This is a genomic window from Arthrobacter sp. MMS24-T111 (assembly GCF_054888995.1).
On record NZ_JBTZRO010000001.1, the window covers coordinates 3,147,191 to 3,171,997 of the forward strand.

The 24,807-nt window shown below is 64.5% G+C and carries 25 protein-coding genes and 1 pseudogene; 12 read left to right on the forward strand and 14 right to left on the reverse strand.

What is annotated here, in order from left to right; all coding sequences use genetic code 11:
* Together ctaD and ACX5I6_RS14780 are read left to right on the forward strand one after the other, a co-directional pair.
* Entirely contained in the window at positions 1 to 1,728 is a 1,728-nt protein-coding gene (ctaD, locus tag ACX5I6_RS14775; RefSeq protein ID WP_018761375.1) for an aa3-type cytochrome oxidase subunit I, read from the forward strand.
* The gene (locus ACX5I6_RS14780; RefSeq protein ID WP_018761374.1) at positions 1,725 to 2,126 is read left to right on the forward strand and encodes a cytochrome c oxidase subunit 4; all 402 of its coding nucleotides are present in this window, start codon (positions 1,725 to 1,727) and stop codon (positions 2,124 to 2,126) included. The genes ctaD and ACX5I6_RS14780 overlap by 4 nt, the downstream gene beginning before the upstream one ends.
* A gap of 63 nt (positions 2,127 to 2,189) precedes the next feature.
* Here ACX5I6_RS14780 and ACX5I6_RS14785 read toward each other — a convergent pair whose 3' ends face one another.
* Entirely contained in the window at positions 2,190 to 2,471 is a 282-nt protein-coding gene (locus tag ACX5I6_RS14785; RefSeq protein WP_461840959.1) for an HPr family phosphocarrier protein, read from the reverse strand.
* Between the two features lie 181 nt (positions 2,472 to 2,652).
* Between ACX5I6_RS14785 and ACX5I6_RS14790 the strand changes: the two genes are divergently transcribed.
* Entirely contained in the window at positions 2,653 to 3,423 is a 771-nt protein-coding gene (locus tag ACX5I6_RS14790) for a GntR family transcriptional regulator (protein ID WP_461840960.1), read from the forward strand.
* A gap of 106 nt (positions 3,424 to 3,529) precedes the next feature.
* Here the strand turns inward: ACX5I6_RS14790 and qcrB are convergent, their stop codons facing one another.
* The 4 genes from qcrB to ctaE all read right to left on the reverse strand — a co-directional run bounded on the left by qcrB (position 3,530) and on the right by ctaE (position 7,861).
* Positions 3,530 to 5,200, reverse strand: a complete 1,671-nt coding sequence (gene qcrB, locus ACX5I6_RS14795; RefSeq protein ID WP_461840961.1) for a cytochrome bc1 complex cytochrome b subunit — start codon at positions 5,198 to 5,200, stop codon at positions 3,530 to 3,532.
* The gene (gene qcrA / locus ACX5I6_RS14800; RefSeq protein ID WP_285246119.1) at positions 5,178 to 6,248 is read right to left on the reverse strand and encodes a cytochrome bc1 complex Rieske iron-sulfur subunit; all 1,071 of its coding nucleotides are present in this window, start codon (positions 6,246 to 6,248) and stop codon (positions 5,178 to 5,180) included. Before qcrA ends, qcrB begins: the two co-directional genes overlap by 23 nt.
* 99 nt (positions 6,249 to 6,347) lie before the next feature.
* Positions 6,348 to 7,136 (reverse strand): cytochrome bc1 complex diheme cytochrome c subunit, encoded by a 789-nt coding sequence (qcrC, locus tag ACX5I6_RS14805; protein ID WP_461840962.1) that lies wholly within the window; start codon positions 7,134 to 7,136, stop codon positions 6,348 to 6,350.
* 86 nt (positions 7,137 to 7,222) lie between these two features.
* Positions 7,223 to 7,861, reverse strand: coding sequence for an aa3-type cytochrome oxidase subunit III (ctaE, locus tag ACX5I6_RS14810; RefSeq protein WP_196803315.1), 639 nt, complete (start codon positions 7,859 to 7,861; stop codon positions 7,223 to 7,225).
* Between the two features lie 148 nt (positions 7,862 to 8,009).
* Between ctaE and trpD the strand changes: the two genes are divergently transcribed.
* Entirely contained in the window at positions 8,010 to 9,065 is a 1,056-nt protein-coding gene (gene trpD / locus ACX5I6_RS14815; RefSeq protein ID WP_461840963.1) for an anthranilate phosphoribosyltransferase, read from the forward strand.
* 6 nt (positions 9,066 to 9,071) lie between these two features.
* On the opposite strand, the gene ACX5I6_RS14820 is transcribed toward trpD, so the two are convergent.
* Both ACX5I6_RS14820 and ACX5I6_RS14825 read right to left on the reverse strand, forming a co-directional pair.
* Positions 9,072 to 9,353 (reverse strand): Lrp/AsnC family transcriptional regulator, encoded by a 282-nt coding sequence (locus ACX5I6_RS14820; protein ID WP_018761366.1) that lies wholly within the window; start codon positions 9,351 to 9,353, stop codon positions 9,072 to 9,074.
* A gap of 129 nt (positions 9,354 to 9,482) precedes the next feature.
* Positions 9,483 to 9,884, reverse strand: coding sequence for a DUF3054 domain-containing protein (locus tag ACX5I6_RS14825; RefSeq protein ID WP_461840964.1), 402 nt, complete (start codon positions 9,882 to 9,884; stop codon positions 9,483 to 9,485).
* 531 nt (positions 9,885 to 10,415) lie between these two features.
* Between ACX5I6_RS14825 and ACX5I6_RS14830 the strand changes: the two genes are divergently transcribed.
* From ACX5I6_RS14830 to ACX5I6_RS14840, 3 genes are read left to right on the forward strand one after another with little or no spacing between them, the layout of a single operon-like run.
* Positions 10,416 to 11,615, forward strand: coding sequence for a type III polyketide synthase (locus ACX5I6_RS14830; protein ID WP_461840965.1), 1,200 nt, complete (start codon positions 10,416 to 10,418; stop codon positions 11,613 to 11,615).
* A 14-nt stretch (positions 11,616 to 11,629) separates the two neighbouring features.
* A complete protein-coding gene (locus ACX5I6_RS14835; protein ID WP_461840966.1) occupies positions 11,630 to 12,325 on the forward strand; it encodes a class I SAM-dependent methyltransferase in 696 nt (231 codons plus the stop codon).
* Positions 12,318 to 13,475 carry an FAD-dependent oxidoreductase gene (locus tag ACX5I6_RS14840; protein WP_461840967.1) on the forward strand — a complete coding sequence of 386 codons (1,158 nt, stop codon included), beginning with the start codon at positions 12,318 to 12,320 and terminating at the stop codon, positions 13,473 to 13,475. The genes ACX5I6_RS14835 and ACX5I6_RS14840 overlap by 8 nt, the downstream gene beginning before the upstream one ends.
* A gap of 23 nt (positions 13,476 to 13,498) precedes the next feature.
* Here ACX5I6_RS14840 and ACX5I6_RS14845 read toward each other — a convergent pair whose 3' ends face one another.
* A complete protein-coding gene (locus tag ACX5I6_RS14845; protein ID WP_285246112.1) occupies positions 13,499 to 13,909 on the reverse strand; it encodes a nuclear transport factor 2 family protein in 411 nt (136 codons plus the stop codon).
* A gap of 53 nt (positions 13,910 to 13,962) precedes the next feature.
* Here ACX5I6_RS14845 and ACX5I6_RS14850 point away from each other — a divergent pair.
* The 5 genes and pseudogenes from ACX5I6_RS14850 (at position 13,963) to ACX5I6_RS14870 (ending at position 17,743) form a co-directional block, all read left to right on the forward strand.
* Positions 13,963 to 14,642: pseudogene (locus ACX5I6_RS14850) on the forward strand (peptide deformylase).
* 65 nt (positions 14,643 to 14,707) lie between these two features.
* Positions 14,708 to 15,589, forward strand: coding sequence for a putative RNA methyltransferase (locus ACX5I6_RS14855; protein ID WP_461840968.1), 882 nt, complete (start codon positions 14,708 to 14,710; stop codon positions 15,587 to 15,589).
* A 128-nt stretch (positions 15,590 to 15,717) separates the two neighbouring features.
* Positions 15,718 to 16,191, forward strand: coding sequence for an NfeD family protein (locus ACX5I6_RS14860; protein WP_285246109.1), 474 nt, complete (start codon positions 15,718 to 15,720; stop codon positions 16,189 to 16,191).
* Positions 16,192 to 16,213: 22 nt separating this feature from the next.
* Positions 16,214 to 17,158 (forward strand): SPFH domain-containing protein, encoded by a 945-nt coding sequence (locus ACX5I6_RS14865; protein WP_109044588.1) that lies wholly within the window; start codon positions 16,214 to 16,216, stop codon positions 17,156 to 17,158.
* Positions 17,159 to 17,395: 237 nt separating this feature from the next.
* Positions 17,396 to 17,743: an RNA polymerase-binding protein RbpA gene (locus ACX5I6_RS14870; RefSeq protein WP_018761356.1), complete on the forward strand. Its 348-nt coding sequence runs from the start codon at positions 17,396 to 17,398 to the stop codon at positions 17,741 to 17,743.
* Between the two features lie 73 nt (positions 17,744 to 17,816).
* On the opposite strand, the gene ACX5I6_RS14875 is transcribed toward ACX5I6_RS14870, so the two are convergent.
* The 6 genes from ACX5I6_RS14875 to ACX5I6_RS14900 all read right to left on the reverse strand — a co-directional run bounded on the left by ACX5I6_RS14875 (position 17,817) and on the right by ACX5I6_RS14900 (position 24,803).
* Positions 17,817 to 18,560: a polyprenol monophosphomannose synthase gene (locus ACX5I6_RS14875; RefSeq protein WP_461840969.1), complete on the reverse strand. Its 744-nt coding sequence runs from the start codon at positions 18,558 to 18,560 to the stop codon at positions 17,817 to 17,819.
* Positions 18,561 to 18,655: 95 nt separating this feature from the next.
* Positions 18,656 to 20,305: an amidohydrolase gene (locus ACX5I6_RS14880; protein WP_461840970.1), complete on the reverse strand. Its 1,650-nt coding sequence runs from the start codon at positions 20,303 to 20,305 to the stop codon at positions 18,656 to 18,658.
* 57 nt (positions 20,306 to 20,362) lie between these two features.
* Positions 20,363 to 23,287: a DEAD/DEAH box helicase gene (locus tag ACX5I6_RS14885; protein WP_461840971.1), complete on the reverse strand. Its 2,925-nt coding sequence runs from the start codon at positions 23,285 to 23,287 to the stop codon at positions 20,363 to 20,365.
* 20 nt (positions 23,288 to 23,307) lie between these two features.
* The gene (tatC, locus tag ACX5I6_RS14890; protein ID WP_461840972.1) at positions 23,308 to 24,102 is read right to left on the reverse strand and encodes a twin-arginine translocase subunit TatC; all 795 of its coding nucleotides are present in this window, start codon (positions 24,100 to 24,102) and stop codon (positions 23,308 to 23,310) included.
* Positions 24,103 to 24,150: 48 nt separating this feature from the next.
* Positions 24,151 to 24,423: a Sec-independent protein translocase subunit TatA gene (gene tatA / locus ACX5I6_RS14895; protein ID WP_018761351.1), complete on the reverse strand. Its 273-nt coding sequence runs from the start codon at positions 24,421 to 24,423 to the stop codon at positions 24,151 to 24,153.
* Positions 24,424 to 24,455: 32 nt separating this feature from the next.
* Complete coding sequence (locus tag ACX5I6_RS14900) at positions 24,456 to 24,803, reverse strand: hypothetical protein (RefSeq protein WP_461840973.1); 348 nt, start codon at positions 24,801 to 24,803, stop codon at positions 24,456 to 24,458.
* Positions 24,804 to 24,807: the final 4 nt, after the last annotated feature.

Sequence of the window (24,807 nt, forward strand, 5' to 3'; positions counted from 1 at the left end):
GTGGCTACGTACACCCAATCCGCACCTGCGGGAGCCCTGTCGGCGCCCGTGGTACCCAAATCTAAGGGACGCATCGTCGTCAACTGGATCACCTCCACAGACCACAAAACCATCGGGTACATGTACCTGATCGCATCGTTTGTGTTCTTCTGCCTCGGCGGCGTGATGGCGCTGCTGATCCGCGCCGAGCTCTTCGAACCCGGCATGCAGATCCTGCAGACCAAGGAACAGTACAACCAGCTGTTCACCATGCACGGCACCGTCATGCTCCTCATGTTCGCCACCCCGCTCTTTGCCGGGTTCGCGAACGTGATCATGCCGCTGCAGATCGGTGCCCCCGACGTCGCGTTCCCGCGCCTGAACGCCCTTGCGTTCTGGTTCTTCCTCTTCGGCTCCACCATTGCGGTGTCGGGCTTCATCACCCCCCAGGGTGCTGCCTCCTTCGGCTGGTTCGCCTACGCGCCGCTCTCGGACACCACGTTTACCCCTGGCATCGGCGGTGACCTGTGGGTCTTCGGCCTGGCGCTGTCCGGCTTCGGCACCATCCTCGGCGCGGTCAACTTCATCACCACCATCATCTGCATGCGTGCCCCGGGCATGACCATGTGGCGGATGCCCATCTTCACCTGGAACACCCTGATCACGGCGATCCTGGTGCTCATGGCCTTCCCGCCGCTGGCCGCAGCCCTCTTCGCCCTCGGCGCGGACCGGAAGTTCGGTGCGCACATCTTCGATCCCGCGAACGGCGGTGCGGTCCTCTGGCAGCACCTGTTCTGGTTCTTCGGACACCCCGAGGTGTACATCATTGCGCTGCCGTTCTTCGGTATCGTCTCTGAGATCTTCCCCGTCTTCAGCCGCAAGCCGATCTTTGGATACAAGGGCCTGGTTTACGCCACCATCGCCATTGCTGCGCTGTCGGTGACCGTCTGGGCCCACCACATGTACGTCACCGGCGCAGTCCTGCTCCCGTTCTTCTCGTTCATGACCATGCTCATCGCGGTGCCCACCGGCGTGAAGTTCTTCAACTGGATCGGGACCATGTGGCGCGGGTCGCTGACCTTTGAGACGCCCATGCTGTGGAGCATCGGCTTCCTCATCACGTTCCTCTTCGGTGGCCTGACCGGCATCATCCTGGCTTCCCCGCCGCTGGACTTCCACGTATCGGACTCCTACTTCGTGGTTGCGCACTTCCACTACGTGGTGTTCGGCACGGTCGTGTTCGCCATGTTCGCCGGGTTCTACTTCTGGTGGCCCAAGTGGACCGGCAAGATGCTCAACGAACGCCTGGGCAAGATCCACTTCTGGTTGCTGTTCCTGGGCTTCCATGGCACCTTCCTGATCCAGCACTGGCTCGGCGTCATGGGCATGCCCCGTCGTTATGCCGACTACCTGCCGGAGGACAACTTCACCTGGATGAACCAGTTCTCCACGGTGGCGTCCTTCGTGCTCGGCGCTTCCCTGATTCCGTTCTTCTGGAACGTCTACATCACGTGGCGGAATGCCGAAAAGGTCCAGGTGGACGACCCTTGGGGCTTCGGAGCGTCGCTGGAATGGGCCACGTCCTGCCCGCCGCCGCGCCACAACTTCACGTCCCTGCCCCGGATCCGTTCAGAGCGTCCTGCACTGGACCTGCACCACCCGGAACTCCGGCAGGTACACACCGTCGATTCGCCTGCCCCCGCAGCCGCAGTGCTCGGCAACGCTGACCAGAAGGACACCGCACAGTGAAAATTGAATCCTGGATCTTTGGCTCTGGAGTCTTCTTCTTCGTCCCCGTCGCCCTGGTCTACGGCTTCCTGACCAACTGGAGCGAATGGGTCGGCATCCTGGGCATTCTCCTCGTCGGCGGCCTGGCAGGCATGATCGGCGCCTACCTCGGATTTACCGGCAAGCGGGTCGGGCTGCGGCCTGAAGACCGCAGCGATGCCGAGATCCACGAGGGTGCCGGCGAACAGGGACACTTCAGCCCCTGGAGCTGGTGGCCCCTGGTCCTCGGGATTGCCTGCGCCACCGGCTTCCTCGGCATGGCAGTCGGTTTCTGGATCGTCTTCATCGCCGGCGGAATCGCCGTTGTGGCACTCGTAGGCTGGGTCTACGAATACAGCCGCGGTGACCACGCGCACTAGGCAGCTGCACCAATAACGACGTCGGGCCCCACCGAAAGGTGGGGCCCGACGTTTTTGCGTTCCCTAGACGCCCTGGGTAGCCCCCTGGGACTCCAGGAGCCTGGCAATGACCGTGAGTGCTTCCATGGCACGCCAATCGTCCTGATCGCCGCCTAAGGCGTCGTCGCTGACCACCAGTTCCACTTCGCAACCCTGCCGGAAGTCGGCTGCCATCACCTGGAGCAGGGAACGTGCGTCTACAAGCCCGCCGCCGGCCTTCCGAATTGTCAAGGGAAACCCCGCGTCAGTAACGGCGCGGACGAACACGGCGGCAGAGCGTGCGTGCAGGCCCTCAGGTGCTGTCACGACGGCATTCAATGTTGGCAAAGGGGACTCCTTCGTCACGACGGCCCCATCCGTCGGCGGTCAATTTTCCAGACTAAATATAGCGGGCGGGCAACCCACGGCACTAAAACGGACAGCGGTCACCCACTGGTCTAGACCGTCCTAAAATGAGTGAGGACAACCATCGGCAGGAAGAGGGATCATGGCAGCTGGCGCCACCGCCATCACCGGCGAGATAGACCGCACCAGCGGCACCGCGATCTATGTGCAGCTCCGCGAGATCCTGAGGGCCTATATTGCCGAATCGTGCCTTCCGGGTTCAGCGCTTCCGTCTGAGCGTGACCTTGCCGAACGATTCGGACTTGCGCGGATGACCGTCCGGCAAGCCATCGATGCCTTGGTGGGGGAGGAGGTCATCGAACGTGTTGTCGGGCTGGGAACGTTCGTCCGGCGGCCGAAACTCGACCTGCAGGTCAAGCTGACGTCCTATAGCGAAGAGATGCAGCGCCGCGGCATGGTTCCGGCGGCAAAAGTCCTCAGTTTCGAGCAAATAGGAGCCAGTGCCTTCCTGGCACGCGAACTCCAGCTCGACGAGGGAACACCCGTGGTCCGCTTTCGCCGGCTCTTGCTGGCAGACGGGGAGCCTATGAGTGTGGACGAGAACTTCATTCCTGCCCACCGCGTCCCGGGCCTGCTTGACCATGAACCTCCCACGTCGTTGTACAACGTCCTCAGCGAGCAGTTTGGCCTGGTGATGGAGTGGGGCGAGGACATGATCGAGGCAACGGCGGCATCCCCCTCCACGGCGCGGTTGCTGAACGTCGAAGTGGGGGCTCCTCTGCTGAAGATCCAGCGGCACGCGTTCGTGGCCCGCGCCATGGTCGACTACTCCGTCTCGTACTACCGCGCGGACCGGTACAAGCTGTGGGTTCCGCTGCAGCGGCCTGGTGCCCGCAGGACGCGCACCCACTGAAACAGCACGGGAAGTGCCGCGGGCGCATTTCAGGGTACAAAGCCCGGAAGACAAATGAAGGGCCCGATCCGGTATGGATCGGGCCCTTCAGCACAACTGAAGTTGCCTAGTGCGTCAGAGTCTTCGTGCCCTCTGCAGCTTCCACAGCCTCGTGGCCGTGGCCGTGTGCAGCTTCCAGCTCTGCGGGAGTTGCCGGAGCAACGCGGTCCTCGAAGAACCAGCGGGAGAGCAGTGCCCGCCGCTTTTCCTTGCGGGTGACCACGCCGTGCTCGTTGGGAACAGCCGCCTGGACCTGGGGTGATTCGAAGCCAACCAGCTTGTAGCGCTTGTATTCATCCAGGGGCGCGTGCACCTCGATGAACTCACCGTGCGGAAGCCGAACGATCCGGCCGGTCTCGCGGCCGTGAAGGGCGATTTCACGGTCCTTGCGCTGCAGGGCAAGCGCAACGCGCTTGGTGACAAGGAACGCGATGATCGGGCCGACGAAGAACAGTGCACGCAACCAGTAGGTGACGTCGTTCAGGGAGACACCGAAGTGGGTTGCGATGAGGTCGGAACCTGCGGCCGCCCACATAACGCAGTACCAAACGAAACCGGCCATGCCGATGGCGGTGCGGGTCGGAGCGTTCCTCGGACGGTCCAGGACGTGGTGCTCACGGTCGTCCTTGGTGACCCAGCGCTCAATCCACGGGTAGGTGAACATCACGGTGAAGAGGATGCCGGCCGGTACCAGTGCAGGCAGGAGGACGTTGAACGTGAACACGTGACCAAAGAAGATCTGCTCGACGTGCCAGTTGCCGAGCGTTCCGGGCATGAGCCGGAGGGCGCCGTCGACGAACCCGATGTACCAGTCAGGCTGGGTGCCTGCGGATACCGGGGAGGGATCGTAAGGTCCGTAGTTCCAGATGGGGTTGATGGTGAAGAACGCAGCCATCAGGGCGATCACGCCGAAGACGATGAAGAAGAATCCACCGGCCTTGGCCGCGTACACGGGTCCGAGGGGGTAGCCGACAACGTTGTTGTCGTTGCGGCCGGGGCCCGGGTACTGGGTGTGCTTGTGGACCACAACCATGAAGAGGTGCATGACGATCATCAGCAGGATGAGAGCAGGCACCAGCAGGATGTGCAGCATGTACAGGCGGCTGATGATGGCCGTGCCCGGGAATTCCCCACCGAACAGGAAGAACGAGATGTACGTGCCGATGACCGGAATCGACTTGATCACGCCGTCGATGATGCGCAGACCGTTGCCGGAGAGCAGGTCGTCGGGAAGCGAGTAGCCAGTGAAGCCGGCCGCCATGGCCAGGATCAGGAGGACGCAGCCCACAACCCAGTTCATCTCACGCGGGCGGCGGAACGCGCCGGTGAAGAAGACGCGGAGCATGTGCACGGCCACGGATGCCACGAACAGCAGTGCTGCCCAGTGGTGGACCTGGCGCATGAAGAGGCCACCGCGGACGTCGAACGAGATGTTCAGTGACGAACTGTACGCCACCGACATTTCCACGCCCTTGAGGGGGACGTAGGAACCGTCGTAGTGGGTCTCCGCCATGGACGGGTCGAAGAAGAACGTCAGGAAGGTTCCGGACAGCAGCAGGATGACAAACGAGTACAGCGCCACTTCGCCGAACATGAATGACCAGTGATCGGGGAAGACCTTGCGGCCGAACTCGCGGAGGATCCCGGAACCGCCGACACGCGAGTCGACGAAGTCGGTGATCCGGCCTGTCTTGGTTTTGGCGACGAAAGCCGGCTCAGCTGTTGATGCTGCGCTCATGCGAATCACGCTCCCAGTAACTTGGTCCTACGGGTTCATGGAAGTCGCTGGTAGCGACGAGGTAGCCCTCGTCATCAACTGCGATCGGCAGCTGGGGGAGAGGACGGCTGGCGGGGCCGAAGATCACCTTGCACTCTTGCGTGAGGTCGAAGGTGGACTGGTGGCACGGGCACAGCAGGTGGTGCGTCTGCTGCTCGTAGAGAGCAACGGGGCAGCCAACGTGGGTGCAGATCTTTGAGTAGGCAACGATGCCGTTGTAGCCCCACTCTTCGCGGCCCTTGGAGGGGTTCAGCGACGCCGGGTCGAGGCGCATCAGGAGGACAACCGACTTGGCCTTCTCGTTGAGTTTGCCTTCGCTGAGTTCGTTGAGTCCCTCAGGGATGACGTGGAACGCCGAGCCGATAGTGACATCCGAAGCCTTGATGGGGGTTCCGTCAGGGTCACGGGTCAGGCGCTTGCGCTTGCCGTCCTGGGGAGCCCACATGGTGTGTGCGAGCTTGTCGTCAGGGCGGGGTCCGAGATCGCCGAAAATGGCGATTGCAGGAAGCGGAGCCAGGGCCACCGCACCCAGGAGGGTGTTGCGGATCAGCGGACGGCGCTTGATGCCGGTCTCTTCAACGATGTCGTCGACGATGCGGACCGCAGCCTGGCGGTCTTCTTCGTAACGGATCGCGTGACGCTCCTCGGAGACTTCGTGGTCGGGCATCAGGGCCTTGGCCCAGTGCACGATTCCGGTTCCGATACCCAGCATGGCAAAGGCAGTGCCAATGCCCAACAGGGCGTTCTGGAGCCGGATGGTGGCAATGCTGGAGTCATCACCCAGATCGATGGCGAAGTACGCCACCAGGAAGATCAGGGTGCCAACAACAGAAATGCCAAACAGTAAGGCGACCTGCCGTTCTGCCCGCTTTGCGGCTCTCGGGTCCGTGTCAGCCAGGCGCAAACGATGCGGGGGAATCCCAGGATCCTGGAACTTCTCCACCTCATTCTGACCAGCCGTAGCTACGGTGCCCGAGTGGTTCGGACTGCCGTCACTATGGTTGCCCATAATTCGCCTCATCCTTCTCTCGTCCCGGCAGTTGCCGGGTTAGTTTCTAATTTCAAGCTGCTGACAGGGCAGCAGAAGTTTTGTGTGTCCTGCGGGACGTCAGGAAGTCCTGGAGGTCAGCCAGATGGTGAAGGCGATGATGACGCCGAGACCGGCAACCCACACGAACAGGCCTTCGGCTACCGGGCCAAGGGATCCGAGGTCGGCTCCGCCCGGGGATCCGGTGGACTCGATCTGCTTCAGGAAGGTGATGATGTCCTTCTTGCCTTCGGGGGTGATGTTGGCGTCGTTGAACACCGGCATGTTCTGCGGGCCCGTGACCATGGCCTCGTAGATGTGCTTGCCGGTTACGTCGGCGAGAGCAGGTGCGAACTTGCCGCGGGTCAGCGCACCGCCGGCGGCGGCGGCGTTGTGGCACATGGCGCAGTTGGTGCGGAACAGCTCTCCACCAGCAGCAGCGTCGCCGCCACCGTTTGTCAGGTCGTCTGCAGGAATCGCCGGGCCGGCTCCCAGGGAAGCAACGTAGGCTGCAAGCTGTGAGGTCTGCTGTTCGTTGAACTGGACAGGCTTCTTCATCGCCTGGGGTCCGTTCATCTGCATCGGCATACGTCCGGTGCCAACCTGGAAGTCAACAGCTGCGGCGCCTACGCCCACCAGCGAGGGACCATCTTTGGAACCGCTGGCACCCATGCCGTGGCAGGTGGCGCAGTTCGCCGCGAAGAGCTTTCCGCCCTCTCCGACGTCGCTGGCGCTTGCCGTGGTGGTGCTCGCCTTGGCCTCGTTCATGCTGGTGGCCACGGCGTAGAGCCCACCAGTGATGAGAAGCCCCATCAGGAGCAGCGCTATTGCTGCAAGTGGGTGACGCCGCTTTTGTGAGAGTGCCTTCACGTGGTGGTTCCTTTATTCGATCCTGCGCCGGCTCCGGGAGCCGCTACCTGAAATTCTGCCTCTTGTAGAAAAAGAATCAAAGCTGGCTACTTGAGTACGTAGATGACCAGGAAGAGGCCGATCCACACGACGTCAACGAAGTGCCAGTAGTAAGAGGTGACGATTGCGGACGTTGCTTCGAAATGTCCGAACTTCTTCGCGGCGAAGGACCGGCCCATGATGAGCAGGAAGGCAATCAGGCCGCCGATGACGTGCAGGCCGTGGAAGCCGGTGGTCATGTAGAAGGCTGAGCCGTAGGCGTTGGAGGAGAGCGAGACGTGCTCGGAAACCAGCATTGCGTACTCGGTGGTCTGGCCGGCAACGAAGAACGCGCCCATCAGGAACGTCAGGGTGAACCATTCGTTCATTCCCCAGCGGGCGAACTGCAGGGCTCCACCGGCGCGGCGGGGTTGCAGCCGCTCGGCGGCGAACACGCCCATCTGGCAAGTGAAGGAACTGGCCACGAGGACGATCGTGTTTACGAGCGCAAAGGGGAAGTTGAGCTTGGCTGTCTCTTCCGCCCACATCTGACCGCTCGTTGAGCGCAGCGTGAAGTACATGGCAAAGAGACCGGCGAAGAACATCAACTCGCTGGACAGCCACACTACGGTTCCGACAGAAACCATATTGGGGCGGTTCAGCGTGGGGTGCGCCGGGGTACTGGGGGCATGGGTCGCAGATGTCACATAGACATTATGTCTGCAAAAGTCCGTGCTGCCCAACGCAAACCGCCTTTTCGGGGGACTTTTTCTACAAAGACGCGAATTCGCCCCGAAAACTTCCGGCCGACGTTCATATTGGTCAGCGCGCACCATCGCTCGATAGCATCAGCAGGTGACTTCACAGGCATCTGCAGCGTCCGGCAACACCTGGCCCCGGCTCATCTCGGCGCTGATCAAGGGCGCCGATCTTACGGCCGACAACACGTCGTGGGCCATGGACACGATCATGTCCGGCGAAGCGACGCCAACCCAGATCGCCGGTTTCCTCGTGGCACTCAGCGCCAAGGGGGAGACGGTGGACGAGCTTTCCGGCCTGGTGGAAGCCATGCTGGCCCACGCCAATCCGGTGGCAATTTCCGGGGAGAAGCTCGATATCGTCGGCACCGGTGGTGACCAACTTAACACTGTCAACATCTCGACGATGGCCGCCCTGGTAGCGGCGGGTGCCGGCGCCAAGGTGGTTAAGCACGGCAACCGGGCAGCGTCGTCGTCGTCCGGATCGGCCGACGTGCTCGAGGCGCTGGGCGTCCGCCTTGACCTGCCTATCGACCGGGTGGCACGCAACGCGGAGGAAGCCGGCATCACGTTCTGCTTTGCCCAGGTCTTCCACCCATCATTCCGGCACACCGCCGTTCCCCGGCGAGAGCTGGCGATTCCCACCGCGTTCAACTTCCTGGGGCCGCTGACAAACCCCGCGAACGTCCAAGCGTCGGCCGTCGGCGTTGCCAACGCACGGATGGCGCCCCTCGTGGCCGGCGTCCTGGCGCGGCGGGGGAGCAGGGGATTGGTGTTCCGGGGAAACGACGGCCTCGATGAACTGACGACGACCGGTCCGTCGACCGTGTGGGAAATCCGCGACGGTGCCGTCAGTGAACTTCGTTTCTCCCCGGAAGACCTGGGCATCAACCTGGCCACCGTGGAGCAGTTGCGCGGGGGAGACGCCATCGCAAATGCCGGTGTTGTCCGGGATGTGCTCTCCGGCAAACAAGGGCCGGCCCGGGACGCGGTCCTGGTCAATGCGGCCGCCGGGCTCGTTGCCTTCGATCTCGACGCAAGTGGTCCGTTCCTGGCCCGCATGCAGGCGGCTTTCGTACGGGCGGGGAACTCAATTGATTCCGGCGAAGCCGCTGCGGTGCTGGACCGCTGGGTTTCGCTGTCCCGCGCCTAAGCCCGCTTACTGTTCGAAGCCAAGCGAGAACGCGGCGTCGAGGTCGTGCTGTGAGTAGGCACGGAAGGCGATGTGCGTGGTGGTGTGAACCACTGCGGGCACCTTGGAGAGCTTGTCAGCGATGACATCTGCCAGGTCCTCGTGCCGGGGCACCCTCGCGACGGCGATCAGGTCCCATTCCCCGGTGACGGAGTACACCTCACTGATGCCTTCAATGGCCGATATTTCCTCCGCCGTCTCCGGAATGCGTGCGGCGTCAGTCTTGATCAGAACAAATGCGGTGACCACGTTTGAACCCCTTTAATCAGTTCCGCCGCGGCGGAGCCCGGCAGCGTTTCTCTGCTGCCAGCCTATTACACAGGCGGGCATCTTCCAGATGCGTTGGAAGCCGCGCATTTCCCGCGTTGGGCAGAGGCTTTACCTCCGGCGCAGCCGTGCCACGCCGGAGAGCAACAGCCGGTAGCCGACCAGGAAGACGGCCAGGGCCAACGTGGCCACGATAATGAAGGGCAGGACCACGGTCTGTGCGGTCAGCGCCCGCAGGACCATGCCACCAATCAGGCTGCCAAGCCACACAGGAACCCCTGCCCGGACTGCTGACAGTGGATTCCGCCAGGCCCGCGCGGCCATCCAGCCGGCCGCTGCGCCGGCGAGGAACGGCCACGCCGTGAGCCAGACACCCAGGACGGGTTCTTCCCGGTGGTGCGCATCACGTCCAATGGCCGCAAACGCCAGGATGAGGATGAGGTCAGCCGCAGCGGCCAGGATGACGGTTCGCGCCACAACTGACGGTGCAGGCTTCGTCTTGAGGGAATCCATGGCTTTAAGTCTAGCCGTCCAGGGGAGAACCCGGCCCGTGGCCTGGTTGGCGAAACCAGGGGACCGGAGTGCCAGGCAGGCTCCAGAGGGGAGTTCCAGCTCCTTCGGAGCAGGCATGAAGGCATGCAGTAATGTCAGCAGGGATCGACGTCACTGCCTGCATCCGGAGAGATAGTGAACAAACCGTTGTGGATCTGCATCCTCGTTGGTGCCGCCATGGGATTCAGCCTGGGCCTGGCCCTGTTTCAGAGCCCTTTCTGGGGTTGCGCTGCCGGGCTCGCCCTCGGAGGCGTGGTCGGGGCCTCCATACGCCGGCGCCACTGAGCGGCCGCCAAAGTCCCGAGCCGGGAGAGGGCTGTCAGGCGCTCCAGCCCAGTCTCACCAACACGTTACTTGACATAATGTAGATTATCGGCGCTTTGGGAATATGCGCGAGCGGAGCGGTACGCCCAAAGCCCAATCCTGCGAATCGGCTGGTCAATCGGCATGGGACCCATTGTCTTTGGTGCGGTGCCCGTCAAGAATGAACCAATGACGGCCTATGTGTGTTCCCTGGAAATTGCAGTCCCGGCGACCAAGCTGATCCAGTCCGAAGCCCGCGATGTCTTCGCTGCGCAGCCGGGATTGTCGCGTTTGGGCTCACGGCTCGTGAACACCTGCTTTGACGGTGCTGCCATCGAGACACGGTTTACCGCCGTACAGGAAATGACGAATGCTTTCCGCACGGACAACCCGCAGTTCTACGACCAGGAAACCGGACTCCTGTTAAATCCCAGCACCAAGGTCCGCAACGATATCTTTGCCAGGGAAGCCACGAAGCTCTTTATTGAGGCAGCCCGCGCTGCCCTGGATGCCGTACCGGACCTTGATTTACTTGACATAACTCATCTCATCACCGTCTCATGCACGGGATTCTTCAACCCGGGCCCGGACTACAAGGTGGTCCGGGAGCTTGGCCTGAACCCGGCCGTCCAGCGCTACCATTTGGGCTTCATGGGCTGCTACGCGGCATTTCCCGCGTTGCGCGCCGCAAAGTTGTTCTGCGAAGCCGATCCCAAGGCCGTCGTCCTGGTTGTCTGCGCGGAACTGTGCTCCCTGCATGTGCGCACGTCCAACGATCCGGATGCCATCATGGGCTCAGCGCTGTTCGCCGACGGAGCCGCGGCCGCCGTCGTCACGGCCCGGTCCGGAGCCGGCGACACCGCACTGCTCGCACTGGACCACTTCGAAACTGTCCTCACCCCTGTCGGCGAAGACTCGATGGCTTGGAACATCGGCGACAACGGGTTCGAAATGGTGCTCGGCAACTACGTGCCCCACATCATCGACGAACACATCGTGGGTGCCCTGGAGCCCCTCCTGGCAACGGAGCCTGAACTCGCGGCACTCCCCTACGCCTCAATCCCCCACTGGGCCATCCATCCGGGCGGCCGCAGCATCCTGGACAAGGTCGAGTCGCGGCTGGCCCTCACGGAGGAGCAGCTGGTGCCCGCCCGCGAAATCCTTCGCAACTATGGCAACATGAGCAGCGCCACCGTGCTTTTCGTACTCAAGCACATCCTGGAACAACCCCTCCGGGACGGAACCGGCGGGGGTGAACGCATCTGTTCCATGGCCTTTGGCCCGGGACTCACCGTGGAAACAGGCTTGTTTACCAAGCTCCGTCAGGCCGTCGCAAGACACGAAAAGACGTCGGATGCGGCCATCTCCGAGGCAGCGGCGGTCGGCTGAACGGGCCCCGGGCGATGGAGTTCCTGCTGGGTCGCCGCGCTGCCGCTGCGGTGGAGCAGATGGACCGCGCCGACTGTGATGCCCGGCTCCTGGACAACACCTACCGCCAGTTCGGCCTCATTAACAGGGTCTTGTCCGGTTGGCGGGGACTCTACGCCAGGGAGCTTCGGCCCATCGTTCCACCGCAGCCACGCCCGCTGACCATCCTCGATGTCGGATGCGGCGGCGGCGACCTCGCTGTCATGCTCTCCCGCTGGGCTGCCCGGGACGGGAAAAACATGCACATCATGGGAATCGACCCGGATCCCCGCGCAGCCCGCTTTGCCCGGCAGCGTGCTGCTGCCTCCGGTGTGGACTTCCGGGAGGCCCACAGCAGCGACCTCGTCCGCGAGGGGGCCCGGTTCGACGTCGTCATTTCCAACCATGTCCTGCACCACCTGTCTCCCGAAGAGCTCCGGCACCTGCTGGCAGATTCGGAAATCCTCGCGGAAAGGACATCGCTGCATAACGACCTCATCCGCAGCCCGGCAGCCTTCGCCCTCTTCAGCGTTGCCGCGCTGCCGTTCCGGCACTCCTTCATCCGCGAGGACGGCCTGACCTCCATCCGGCGCAGCTATAAACCCGCTGAATTGTCCGCCGCCGCTCCCCCGGGCTGGTTCGTGGAACGGTCGTCGGCATTCCATCAAGTCCTGACGTGGCGACATGGCTGAGCTGGCTGCCGATGTTGTCATCGCCGGCGGCGGCCCTGTTGGGCTGTTCCTTGCCGGGCTCCTGCTCCAGGAGGGCGTCACCGTCAAGGTGCTGGAACAGCGTACGTCACGGAACCAGCACACCCGGGCCATCGGTATCCACCCGCCGGCGCTGCAGGCACTGAGTCGGATCGGCGTGGTACCAACCCTGGTTCGGGAGGGTGTCCGGATCCGTGAAGGCGTCGCCCTGAGCAGGGGAAGAACAGTCGGCACCATGGCTTTCGGCACCGTGTCAGCCACCTTTCCCTTCGTCCTTGCGCTGCCCCAGTTCAGGACGGAGCAAATCCTGGCGGACCGCGTCCAGGCTTTGGACCCGGACGCCCTGGTCCGGGGTGCGAACGTTACGGGGTTCATCGACGACGGCGCCAGGGTCACCGTCGCGTTCGAGTCCTCTGATCATCAGTCGCAGGGGCCGGCCCGGGCCACGGCCGCGCTGCTGGTGGCCGCGGACGGTGCCCGATCCCGGCTTCGGGCCGCCCTGGGCGTGGCTGCCGCCCGCAGGACGTATCCGGACCATTACCTCATGGGAGATTTCGACGACGACAGCGGCCTGGCCGAGAAAGCTGCCCTTTTCCTCGAGCAGCCGGGCATCGTGGAATCGTTCCCGCTCCCCGGCGGAATCCGCCGGTGGGTGGTGCGGCTCAACTGCCCGGCCGGCGCCGCAACGGCCGCCGACCTGGCCGGCCTGGTAGGCCGGCGGACCGGAATCGAACCCGACCCGGCCACCACTTCCATGCTGAGCGCGTTCAGCGTCAGTTCGGCCATCGCCGGCCGTACTGTGGCTGGACGGGCAATCCTGCTGGGCGACGCGGCACACGAGATCAGCCCCATTGGCGGCCAAGGCATGAACCTGGGCTGGCTTGATGCCGAAGCACTCGCCCCGCTGGTTTCTGCGGCCCTTCGCTGCGGGCCGGAGCACAGCCAGTTCCGGGAGTTCGAAAGGACCCGGCGGAGGGCAGCGGTCCGTGCGCGCCGCCAAGCCGAAATCAATATGGCGCTCGGCCGGCCCCTGCCGGCTCCGCTGCTTCGAATCCGAACGGCTGCACTCGGTACTGCCGCCTCCATTCCGGCAGTCAACCGGTGGGCAGCCAGGCGGTTCACCATGCAATGACCAAGTGCTGGGCCTGGGCGGCCCTAGCGGAAATAGCAGTCGTAGCTGTCCTGGCTCACAATAAGGCCGTCCTTGACCTCAAAGACGGAGGAGGTCCTGGCCCGGATGGTTTCGCCGCGATCCCAGTACCGCAGATCCATCAGCAGTGTGGCCGACCAATCGGCTTCCACAGCCACGCGGCCGCCCTCGCAGGTAGTCCGGCGGACCACGAACTCCTGGTCCTCCACCACCTGGCGGCTCTGGTCAGCACCGGAAAGCACGCCCTCCAACGTCCGGGTGGCTCCCTCCGGTGCCAGCAGGTGCGGCGCCTCCGTGAGGACAAATCCCTCGGAGAGGAACGGGCGGATTTCAGCGGCGCCACCGCCCGCTTCGAGGACACGGATAAAATCCAGGACACGCCCCAGCGGCGACCCCTGCGCCAACTCATCAACCATGCAATCGACCCTAGCCGAGGTTTCCGCAGGCCGTCCGCCATTAGGCTTTCCCCATGACCCAGAGCATTCCCCCGGCCACTGCCGGACCCGACGACATCCGCGAGGCCGTGGAACGGATCCTGTCTGCCGGTTCCCTGCCGCCGATCGTCCAGGCCGGCCACCCGGCGCTGCGCCAGCAGGCCGCCGAGTTCCACGGCCAACTTTCGGCGGAGCAGCTGGGCCGCCTCATCGAGGTCATGCGCCAGGTCATGCACGAAGCCCCCGGTGTGGGCCTGGCCGCGCCCCAGCTTGGCATCCCGTTGCAACTCGCGGTCCTGGAAGACCTGTACGACGTCGACCCCGACTCCGCAGCGCTGCGGCACCGGAGCCCGCTGGAATTCCTGGCGATCCTCAACCCCCGCTACACCCCCAGGGGTCCGGGCAGGCAGCGTTCTACGAGGGATGCCTTTCCCTCAACGGGCTGCAGGCCGTGGTGTCGCGGCCGGACACCGTGCTGCTGGACTACCTGACGCCCGGCGGCGCGGCGGCGCAGCGCGTGTTTTCCGGCTGGCAGGCCCGCATCGTCCAGCACGAGACGGACCACCTCAACGGCATCCTCTATATCGACCGTGCCCAGCTCCGTTCCCTCAGCAGCAACGCGGAGTATGCGGCCCACTGGGCGGAACCCGGCATCGGCAGGGCCAGCACCGGGTTGGGGTTCGACGCCGGCCCCGCGGGAATATCCCTCGGCTGACCGCGGGTGCACCCCTGCCAAGTGACGAGGCAGCAGGACGGGCAGGCCACCATAAACTGGTGTCCATGCCATCCGCGGATTTCCCCCTCCTGTGCCCCGTCTGCTCGGATCCGTTGGTTCTCTTCGGACCGGGCGCCGGGACGCAACCCCGGCTGGCTTGCGCTGCCGGGCACCACTTTGATGCGGCCCGGCAAGGCTACTTCAACCTGTTGGTTGGCAAAGGAACATCGTTTGAGGCGGACAGCGCCGCCATGGTGCAGTCCCGCGTCAACTTCCTGGGGAACGGCCATTACCTGCCGCTGGCACGCGCCGTAGCCTCCGCCGTCGTCCCTCATCTCTCGGCCACCGGCGCGGCCGTGCTGGATTCCGGAACCGGAACCGGCCATTACCTCCGCGAGATCCTGGACGCCGCGGAAGCTGACGGGCGGCACGTGGCGGCCATCGGCCTGGATATATCCAAGTTTGCTCTGCGCCGCGCCGCGCGGCTCAACCCGGAAGCCATCAACATGGTCTGCGACATCTGGCAACCCCTCCCGGTGTCCACCGCCTCGGTGGACGCTGTCACGGTGGTGTTTGCCCCGCGGAATCCGGCCGAATTCGCCCGGGTACTGCGCCCTGCCGGGGCGCTGGTGGTGGTGACCCCCCGGCCCGGCCACCTCGGAGAACTCGCCGCGGTCACCGGGATGCTCGGCATCGAAGAGGGGAAGGATGACCGCCTGGCGGAGGGCATGGCCGGCCATTTCGACCTGGACAGCACCTCCGACGTCGACATAGCCCTCACGTTGACCCGCGGGGCCGCGGCGGACCTGGCCTTCATGGGACCGGCGGGGCACCACCTGGACCCCGGGCACATCGCAGAACGGCTGGAGAGCCGCCCCGAACCCGTGACGGCGGGGGCACGGTTCAGGCTGATGGTGTTCCGGCCCAGGAAACGCGGCGCCGCGTAACGACTTGGCCACTATCCCCGGGCCGGCGCCTGCGTCCGGCGCGCTTGCCCGGTCCCCGGACTAGGATGAAAAGACAGTTGCAGGCGGGTCCGCAGACGCGGCTCCCCCGTGACGAAGGGGGAAACAGGATGTTCGATTGGCTTGGGGAAAACTGGTGGGCGCTGTGGCTCACGGCGTTCCTGGCGTTTGCCGTGATCGAGATGATCACCCTTGACCTGTTCTTCATCATGCTTGGTGGCGGCGCTCTTGCCGCCCTGGCAGCCGACTTCGCCGGCGCCGAACCCTGGCTCCAGGTGGTGGTCTTTTGCATCGTATCCCTGCTCATGGTCGCGTTCGTGCGGCCGGTGGCGCTCTCGCATCTGAAGAAGGGCCCGTCCGAGCAGCGGACCAACGTTGACCGCCTCATCGGTGAACCCGCAATCGTCATGGAGGCCGTGACCTCGGACGGCGGTTTGGTGAAAATCGGCGGTGATATTTGGAGCGCACGCTCCGCCGCGGGAGTACTTCCCGCAGGCCAAAAAGTGGTCGTCTCGGCCATTGATGGCGCAACAGCAGTGGTTTCGGTACCGCCCGCGGCGGCCACCGGCCCTGAAACAGCCTGACATTTGGGGGATAAGGAGTTTTATGGAAAACGCAGGCGGAACCGCACTGGCCGTTGTGTTGGTGGTCCTGATCGTGTTCGTCATCATCGTTTTGGTCCGGTCGGTCCGGATCATCCCGCAGGCACGTGCCGGCGTCGTCGAACGCCTGGGCAAATACCAGAGGACGCTCAACCCGGGGCTGACCATCCTGATTCCTTTTGTGGACCGGCTCCTGCCGTTGCTGGACCTGCGTGAACAGGTGGTTTCCTTTCCACCGCAGCCGGTGATCACGGAAGACAACCTGGTGGTGTCCATCGACACGGTGGTCTACTTCCAGGTCACCGATCCCCGCGCCGCCACCTATGAAATCGCCAACTACATCCAGGCGGTGGAGCAGCTCACCACCACAACCCTGCGCAATGTGGTGGGCGGGCTCAACCTCGAAGAGGCCCTGACCTCGCGCGACCAGATCAACGGTCAGCTTCGCGGCGTTCTTGATGAGGCGACGGGCCGCTGGGGCATCCGTGTGTCCCGGGTGGAGCTGAAGGCAATCGATCCGCCCCACTCCATCCAGGACTCGATGGAGAAGCAGATGCGGGCCGAACGCGACCGGCGCGCCGCCATCCTTACCGCTGAAGGGACCAAGCAGTCCGCCATCCTTACCGCTGAAGGCCAGCGGCAGGCCGCCATCCTCAAGGCCGAGGGCGAGGCCAAGGCCGCCATCCTCCGGGCAGACGGTGAGTCGCAGGCCATCCAGAAGGTCTTCGATGCCATCCACAAGGGAAACCCGGACCAGAAGCTCCTCGCCTACCAGTACCTCCAGACGCTGCCGAAACTGGCCGAAGGCTCGGCAAACAAGCTGTGGATCATCCCCAGTGAAGTCGGTGAGGCCCTGAAGGGAATCGGAAGCGCCTTGGGAGGCAACGCACCTGAACAGGCGGCGAACGGACTGTTCGACGACGTTCCGGCCCAGCGGACCGAGCCCTAACCAGACCCTGAAACAGGGAGGGACCCGCGCCGCGGGCCCCTCCCTGTTTTGGTTCCGGCGGCAAAAAGCCCGTATAATTGTGTATTTGTCCGGCAGGATACCACCAGCTGGAACAACACAGCTTCGCAATGCGTTGAATCCAATGATGCAGCACAGTGCACACAAGAGTCCGGCGGCGCATCGTCACCACCGGCAGTCGCGGAGTTTTCATCCGCGAACCGACCAGAGGGAGAAATCATGAGCGATCGCAGCCTGCGGGGCATGCGCCTTGGTGCGCAGAGCATGGAGACCGAGTCCGGAGTTGAGCCGGCTCCGCGCCAGCGGGTCGAGTACCGTTGCGAGGATGGCGAGCAGGTCTTCGTCACGTTCTCCTCCGAGGCGGAAATTCCTCCGGTGTGGGTCTCCAAGACCGGCAAGGAAGCGCTCCTGGTAGACGGCGAGAAGCCGGATACGAGCAACGACAAGGCAGTTCGCACCCACTGGGACATGCTGCTGGAACGCCGTTCCCTTCCTGAGCTGGAACAGATCCTCGAGGACCGCCTGACCATTCTGCGTGAACGCCGTGGAGAGCGCCGCTCCGCTTAGGCCACGCAAACAAAGGGGGCGTCCCCGCACTTCCAGTGCGGGGACGCCCCCTTTCCTTAGCCGTTGCTAAGGGCTACGAGTTCGTTTTTTTCGCCTTGCCGGCGAGCGTGTTCCAGCGAGCCGCGAGTCCCCATTTGGTGACGTTGATCATGGCTTCCACCACGATGTTGCCGCTCATCTTCGAGGCGCCCAGTTCGCGTTCGACGAAGGTGATGGGGCGTTCTTCGATCCGGAGGCCGAGCTTGGCGACCCGCCAGGCGAGGTCCACCTGGAAGCCGTAGCCAACCGAGTCCACCTGGTCCAAGTTGAGCTTTTCCAAAGTGCTTCGGCGGAAGGCGCGGTAGCCGCCGGTGACGTCCTTGATGCGGAGGCCGAGCATCAGCCGGGCGTAGGTGCTGCCCACGCGGGAAATTGCCTGCCGGTAGAGCGGCCAGTTGACCACGCTGCCGCCGGGGACCCAGCGGGAACCCATGGCCAGGTCGGCACCCTGCTCGATGGCTTCAAGGAGTTGCGGGAGCTGTTCGGGCTGGTGCGAGCCGTCGGCGTCCATTTCGACGAGGACGTCGTAGCCGGCTTCCAGTCCCCACTTGAAACCGGCGATGTAGGCCGCCCCAAGGCCTTCCTTGCCTTTGCGGTGCAGGACGTGGACCTGGGAATCCTCCGCGGCGAAGCCGTCGGCCAGGGTGCCGGTACCGTCGGGGCTGTTGTCATCGACCACCAGTACGTCCGACGCCGGAACAGCCGTCCGCAGGCGCTGGAGCGTCTTGGGCAGCGATTCCAGTTCGTTGTAGGTGGGAATGATCGTAAGGACGCGCACGAAGGGCCTTTCCTGGTGGAAGTGGTCGGAGCACCTGGTGCCGGGCTGGCCGGCGGTGGGCGCAACTACCCATTATAGGGCGGTAGAAACCTGGCTTAGGAACGCAAGGCCGGGCTGGCAAACAGTTCGGCTCCGTCTTTCACGGTTTGGAGGCACAAGGGATCCGAACCCGTGTCCAGCGCCGGCAGCAGCGGGGTCCTGGCACGCGGATCCGTGCTCCATGATTGGACCCGACCGTCAGCCACCTGGACCATCAGTTCTTCCACCTCCCACACGGCGAAACTTGCCGGGGCTCCGGGGACGAGTTGCCCGGCCATCGGGTTGGAGTGCCGGGCTGCCCTCCAGCCGGCCCGGGTGTGGCCCAGGAACGCGGCACGTGCGGAAATTCTTTCGCCCTCGTTGTGGTGCTCCACGCACGCTCGGACACTGGACCAGGGACGCAGCGGGGTCACCGGACTGTCGCTGCCAAAGCAGACTGGTACCCCTGCCGCGTAGAACGAGGCGAACGGATTCATGGACCGGCTCCGCTCCCCCAGCCGTCGCTCATAAAGCCCGCCGGGTCCGCCCCAGGCTGCGTCGAACGCCGGTTGGGCGCTCACAGTCACCGAATAGGAAGCCAGTTTTTCGACTGCGGCGGCATCCACCATTTCAACATGCTCAAAGCGGTGGCCGGCGGCACGCACCCGCTGTGCGCCTACCGCCTCGGCAGCACGGTCGAGCGCCTCCAGGGCAACGTCCAGCCCGGCGTCACCAATCACGTGGAAGCCGCCTTGGATACCGGCCAGAGAACAGGCGGCGAGATGGGCTGCGGCCTGCTCGACGTCCAGGTACACCGCGCCGCGCTCGTGGTCCGAGTCGCTGTACCCGGCGCGCAGGGCGGCAGTCCGGGAGCCAAGCGATCCGTCAATATTCAGGTCCCCGGCGAGCCCGCGGATGACACCGCCGAACTGTGCAACGAGGGCGCGGGCCTGCTCCTCGGAAGATACCGCCTCGCCCCAGTACGGCAGGATTTCCGGAACGGGCCGGGCCGATGCATCCTGCGCGTTCCATGCGGCGGCGCTTCTGAGATCGTCCAGGCCGCCGATGTGGGGCGCCCCCATCTCGGCGAGGGCGACGTACCCGTTGGCGGCAGCTTCGGCCAGGGCGCGGGTCTGGTGCTGCTTCAGTGCCCCGGGCGGCAGCTTCCGTGTTGCCAGCCGCGCCGCGGCGTGGGCTGCCCGGATGACCCTGGCCCCGCCGTCGAACCCGTCTTGGCCCTGAAGGTCCGCTGACTGGGCAAGCGACGGTGAGACGAGCGCCGAGTGCACGTCAATCCTGGACAGGTAGACCGGCCTGCCCCCGGCCGCCCGTTCCAGTTCGTCCGCCGTGGGCAGCGTGGGGTCCGTCCATGTGGTCTCATCCCAGCCGTGCCCCAGCACCGGGCCTTCGCCCTTGGCGCCGGCGACGGCGTCCAGAAGCGCCCGGGCGGACATAGCTGAGCCGAGCTGCAGAGAGTCCAGTGCGATGCCGGTTTCCGTCAGGTGCATGTGCGAGTCCACGAAGCCCGGTGCCACCAGGGCGCCACGGAGGTCGATGACCTCCATCGAGCTGTCGGCGATGGAGGCAGCCGCCTGTTCAGACCCAACCCAGGCGACGGTGTCGCCATCCACCAGCATGGCTGTGGCGAACGGGTCCGCAGCGGTGTAGACGGATCCGTTGCGGTACAGGACCGGGGCGGGACGGGACGAGGCATCGGGATGGGGCATGGTGGGCAGGACTCCTGGGGTGGGAACAGGCCGGCGCCGGCCGGCGGGGCAGAAAGATCAGAGAACAGACGAGTAGGCGACCACGCCGCGGCGGATCAGGTTGATGGCTTCAACGCACAGCCGGGACAGGCGTGGATCCAGGCCGGGAATTTTGGCCAGCTGGTCAAGCAGGTCCACTACCTGCTTGACCCAACGGACAAAGTCGCCGGCCGCGAGGTCTGTCCCGCTCAGGACATCCTGCAGATGCCGCCCCCGGGCCCATTTGTAGAGCGGCCAGACGAGTCCGAGTTCGGGTTCGCCGGTCAGCGGAAGCTTGTTCTCCTCCTCCACGTCCTCCAGGGCGGACCACTCCCTGACCACAATGTCCACGGCGGTCTCCAGGGAGACGCTGGGCATCCGTGGCCGCAGTCCCCGGTCCTCCCGCTTGGCCTGGTACACCAGCACGCTGGCCAGTGCTGCCACCTCCGTGGCGTCGAGGTCGTCGAAGGCGCCCAACCGCAGGGACTGGGAGATGAGCAGGTCTTTCTCGCCGTAGATCCGGCGCAGCCGCTGCCCATCGGGGCTGATGAGCAGCCGGCCGTCTCCCGTGTCTTCCAGGTAGCCGTAGGCGGACAACACGTCGCAGACCCGGTCGAAGGTTTTGGCGATGGTGTTGGTGCGCCCCTGGATCTGCCGGACCAGCCCGTCCGTTTCCCGCCGCAGCTTCCACCAGCGCTCGGACCACCGCGCGTGGTCTTCGCGTTCGCTGCACCCGTGGCAGGGGTGCGCCCGGAGGGCACGCCGGAGGTCGGCAATGCGCTTTTCCTGGTTGGGCAGCGCCGCGCCCCGGCCGAAGTCGTGGTTGCGGTTCTGGCCGGGAGCGGGTGGGCGGTTCTCCCGCAGCGCATTCCGCGCCGAGGAGGCGAGGTCCCGGCGTGACTTGGGCACTTTGGCGTTGAAGGACTTGGGGATCCGGATCCGGGTTACGGGCGCGATGGGACCTTCGAGGTCGTCCGTGCCGATCCGGCGGAGCTGGTTGTCCAGCGTGAGGACGGCCGGCCGCGGTTCGCGGCTGCCGTGGTCGGAACTAAGGACGACGGCGGGTCCTGGCGCGCGTCCACCCGGAACGTTGACCACGTCACCGGGCAGCAGCCGGGCAAGCGAGTCGTCATTGAGCGACTTCTGCACCCGGGACTTGGTCCGGGACGTGGCGTTCTCGGCATCCGACAATTCCCTCCGCAGCCGGGCGTACTCGGTGAAGTCGCCCAGGTGGCAGGTCATGGATTTGGCGTAGCCGGCGAGGGATTCTTCCCTGCTTCGGACCTGCCTGGCCAGGCCCACCACGGAACGGTCGGCCTGGAACTGGGCAAACGACGATTCGAGGATTTCGCGGGCCCGGGACCGGCCAAACTGTGCAAGCAGGTTGATGCTCATGTTGTAGGTGGGCCGGAAACTCGAGTTCAGCGGGTAGGTGCGCCGGGAGGCGAGGCCGGCGACCGCCGTCGGATCAGCCCCGGGCTGCCACAGCACCACCGCGTGGCCTTCGACGTCGATGCCGCGCCGGCCGGCGCGGCCGGTGAGTTGGGTGTATTCACCCGCGGTGATGTCCACATGGGCCTCACCGTTGAACTTGTCCAGCTTCTCCAGCACCACCGAACGCGCGGGCATGTTCACGCCCAGGGCCAGGGTCTCCGTGGCGAAGACGGCCTTGACCAGTCCGTCGGCGAAGAGTTTTTCCACCACCTCCTTGAAGGTGGGCAGCATTCCGGCGTGATGGGCAGCGAAGCCCCTGAGCAGTCCGTCCCGCCAGGTCCAAAAACCCAGGACATCGAGATCGTCCGGGGGAATGTCCTGCCCGGCTTCGTCAACACGCTGCGCGATGATCCGTTGTTCGGTTTCCGTGGTGAGCCACAGGCCGGATGCGACGCACTGGGCGACTGCCCCCTCACACCCGGCACGGGAAAAGATGAAGGTGATGGCCGGCAGGAGGTCCATCCGGTCGAGGCTGGCGATCACCTGGGGACGGCTGGCCCTGCGAACCCCTGCGGGTTCGCCGCCACGGACCGGACGGTCATCTCCGCGCCGGCCTCGCTGGCCACGTTTACCCGGCCCCTGCCGGCTCCGGAAGCTCTGCTGGATTTCGCGGCGCGCCACATCAAGCAGTTCAGGGTTGACGTCAAAGCCGCGGCCCTTGGCGTCTTCGCGGGGTTTGGCCTGCGGGGGCACCTCATCGATCCCGTCCCCACCCGGCGGGGCGATCTCGTCGAAAGTGGTTTCGCCGGCGAAGAGGTCCATGATCCGGCGGCCCACCATGACGTGCTGCCACAACGGGACCGGCCGGTGCTCCGAGACAATAATGTCTGTGTCGCCGCGGACGGTATCCAGCCATGCCCCAAATTCTTCGGCATTGGAGACCGTGGCGCTCAACGAAGCCACCTGGACCTCGCTGGGCAGATGGATGATGACTTCTTCCCAGACCGCCCCGCGGAACCGGTCGGCCAGGTAGTGCACTTCGTCCATGACCACGTAGCCGAGGTCGCCCAGCGTGGCCGAGTCGGCATACAGCATGTTCCGGAGGACCTCGGTGGTCATCACCACCACCTGCGCGTCGCCGTTGATGCTGGTGTCGCCGGTGAGGAGCCCCACGTTGTCCGCGCCGTACTTGGCGGCGAGTTCGCTGAATTTCTGGTTGCTGAGCGCCTTGATGGGCGTGGTGTAGAACGCCTTCAGGCCCCGTTGCAGGGCCAGGTAGATGGCAAACTCGCCAACGATGGTTTTGCCGGCGCCGGTGGGGGCCGCCACCAGGACTCCCCTGCCTTCCTGCAGTGAACGGCAGGCCTGCCGCTGGAAGTCGTCAAGCTCGAACTCAAGGGTCCCGGAAAACTGTCCCAGGTACGTGGCGGCCTCAGCCCTGCGTTCGGCGCTGGCGCGGTACCTTTCAGCGGGAGACAGCTCTTCTGAATCGGTGGGCCCGGTGGAGAACGGCCCGGTGTTGGAAGACATATCCCAAGCCTAGCGGCAGGCTAGAGCTTCTTGAGTTCACTGCTCGGGGTGGCTACGTCTGCGGTGGCTTCTGTTTCGGCAACCTGTTTGGCCTGGCGGCGCTCCCGCCGCTTGTCATTCATGATGCAGATCCCGATGGCGGCAAAGAATAATGCCAGCAGGGGCCCGGCGAGCATGAACATCGAGATGGCATCCGCGCCCGGGGCGGCAATGGCTGCCAGGACGAAAACGAGGAACACCGTAATTCGCCACGCCTTGAGGATGGTGCGGCCGGCCACAAGTCCGGCCATGTTGACGCCGACCAGGACCACCGGAACCAGGAAGGCGAGGCCCAGCATCAGCACCATGCGCGTGACGAATTCGATGTAGGTGCGTGCATCGATCACACTTGAGGAGCCTGCGGGGGTGAATTGCGTCAGCGCATGCACCACCTGGGGAACCACCAGCCACCCCACCCAGATGCCGGCAAGGAACAGCGGGATGGCGGCGGCCATGTAGCCGAGGGTGTAGCGGCGTTCCTTGGATGTCAGGCCGGGAGTGATGAACGCCCACAGCTGGTAGATCCAGATGGGGCTGGAAATCACTGCCCCGATGAGGAGCGACATCTGGAGTTTGAAGTCAAAGGGTGAGGCGATGGTCCCGAAGTTGATGGCGGCCAGGCCACCGGTCTCATCGGAGATCCTGTTGACCGGTTCGGCCAGGGCCTTCAACAGCGGATCGTAAAGTATCCAGCCCCCGATGCCGCCGACGACAACGCCAATGGCCGACTTGATCAGCCGGTTCTTCAGCTCCTTGAGGTGCTCCCAGAGGGACATCCGTCCCTCTGGATTGGCTTTACGGGCCCGCGACAGTGCCACGGGAGGTCAGGCGCGGGTCGACGGCGGAACGTCAGTGCCGTCTGTCGGCTCACCGGGCTTCGCCTTGGGGTGGTTCACGATGGTGCCTTCCACCGGCCCGGAGGGCTCGGCGGGCTCGGCTTTGCCGTCGTTCTTCATTTCCTTGACCTCGGATTTGATGATCCGCATTGACTGGCCCAGGCTGCGGGCCATGGCCGGAAGCTTGGGGGCGGCGAAAAGAAGCAAAGCTACGACGATGATAATGACGATTGGCCAGGGGCCATCAAAGAGTCTTCCCACGGGAAATCCTTTCCTCTAAATACATCCTACTTCTATGTGAAGTCGAGATCTCCGAGCGCCTGCGGCTGGCCCCGGTCCTTTTTGCGCTGCACTCGACGGCGGCGGCGTTCTTCCTGCCTGGCCGATTTGGATGCCTCGTAATCATGTCTCATGACAGCGGGCGAGGCAAAAACAGCCGAACCCGGCGCGACACCTGATGGAGCGGAGTGTTCCTCCGGCAACCCGGCCGGACCCAGGCTTCCCAGCCTTACGGCAGCATCGCTGAGGTCCCTTACCGTGGCCATGAACTGGCGGTAGAGGCGGATGCCCAACAGGACATAGAACAGCAGGGACACCGCAACAAGCGCTATCCAAATCAGGATCCAGGACCACCAAGGCATGCTG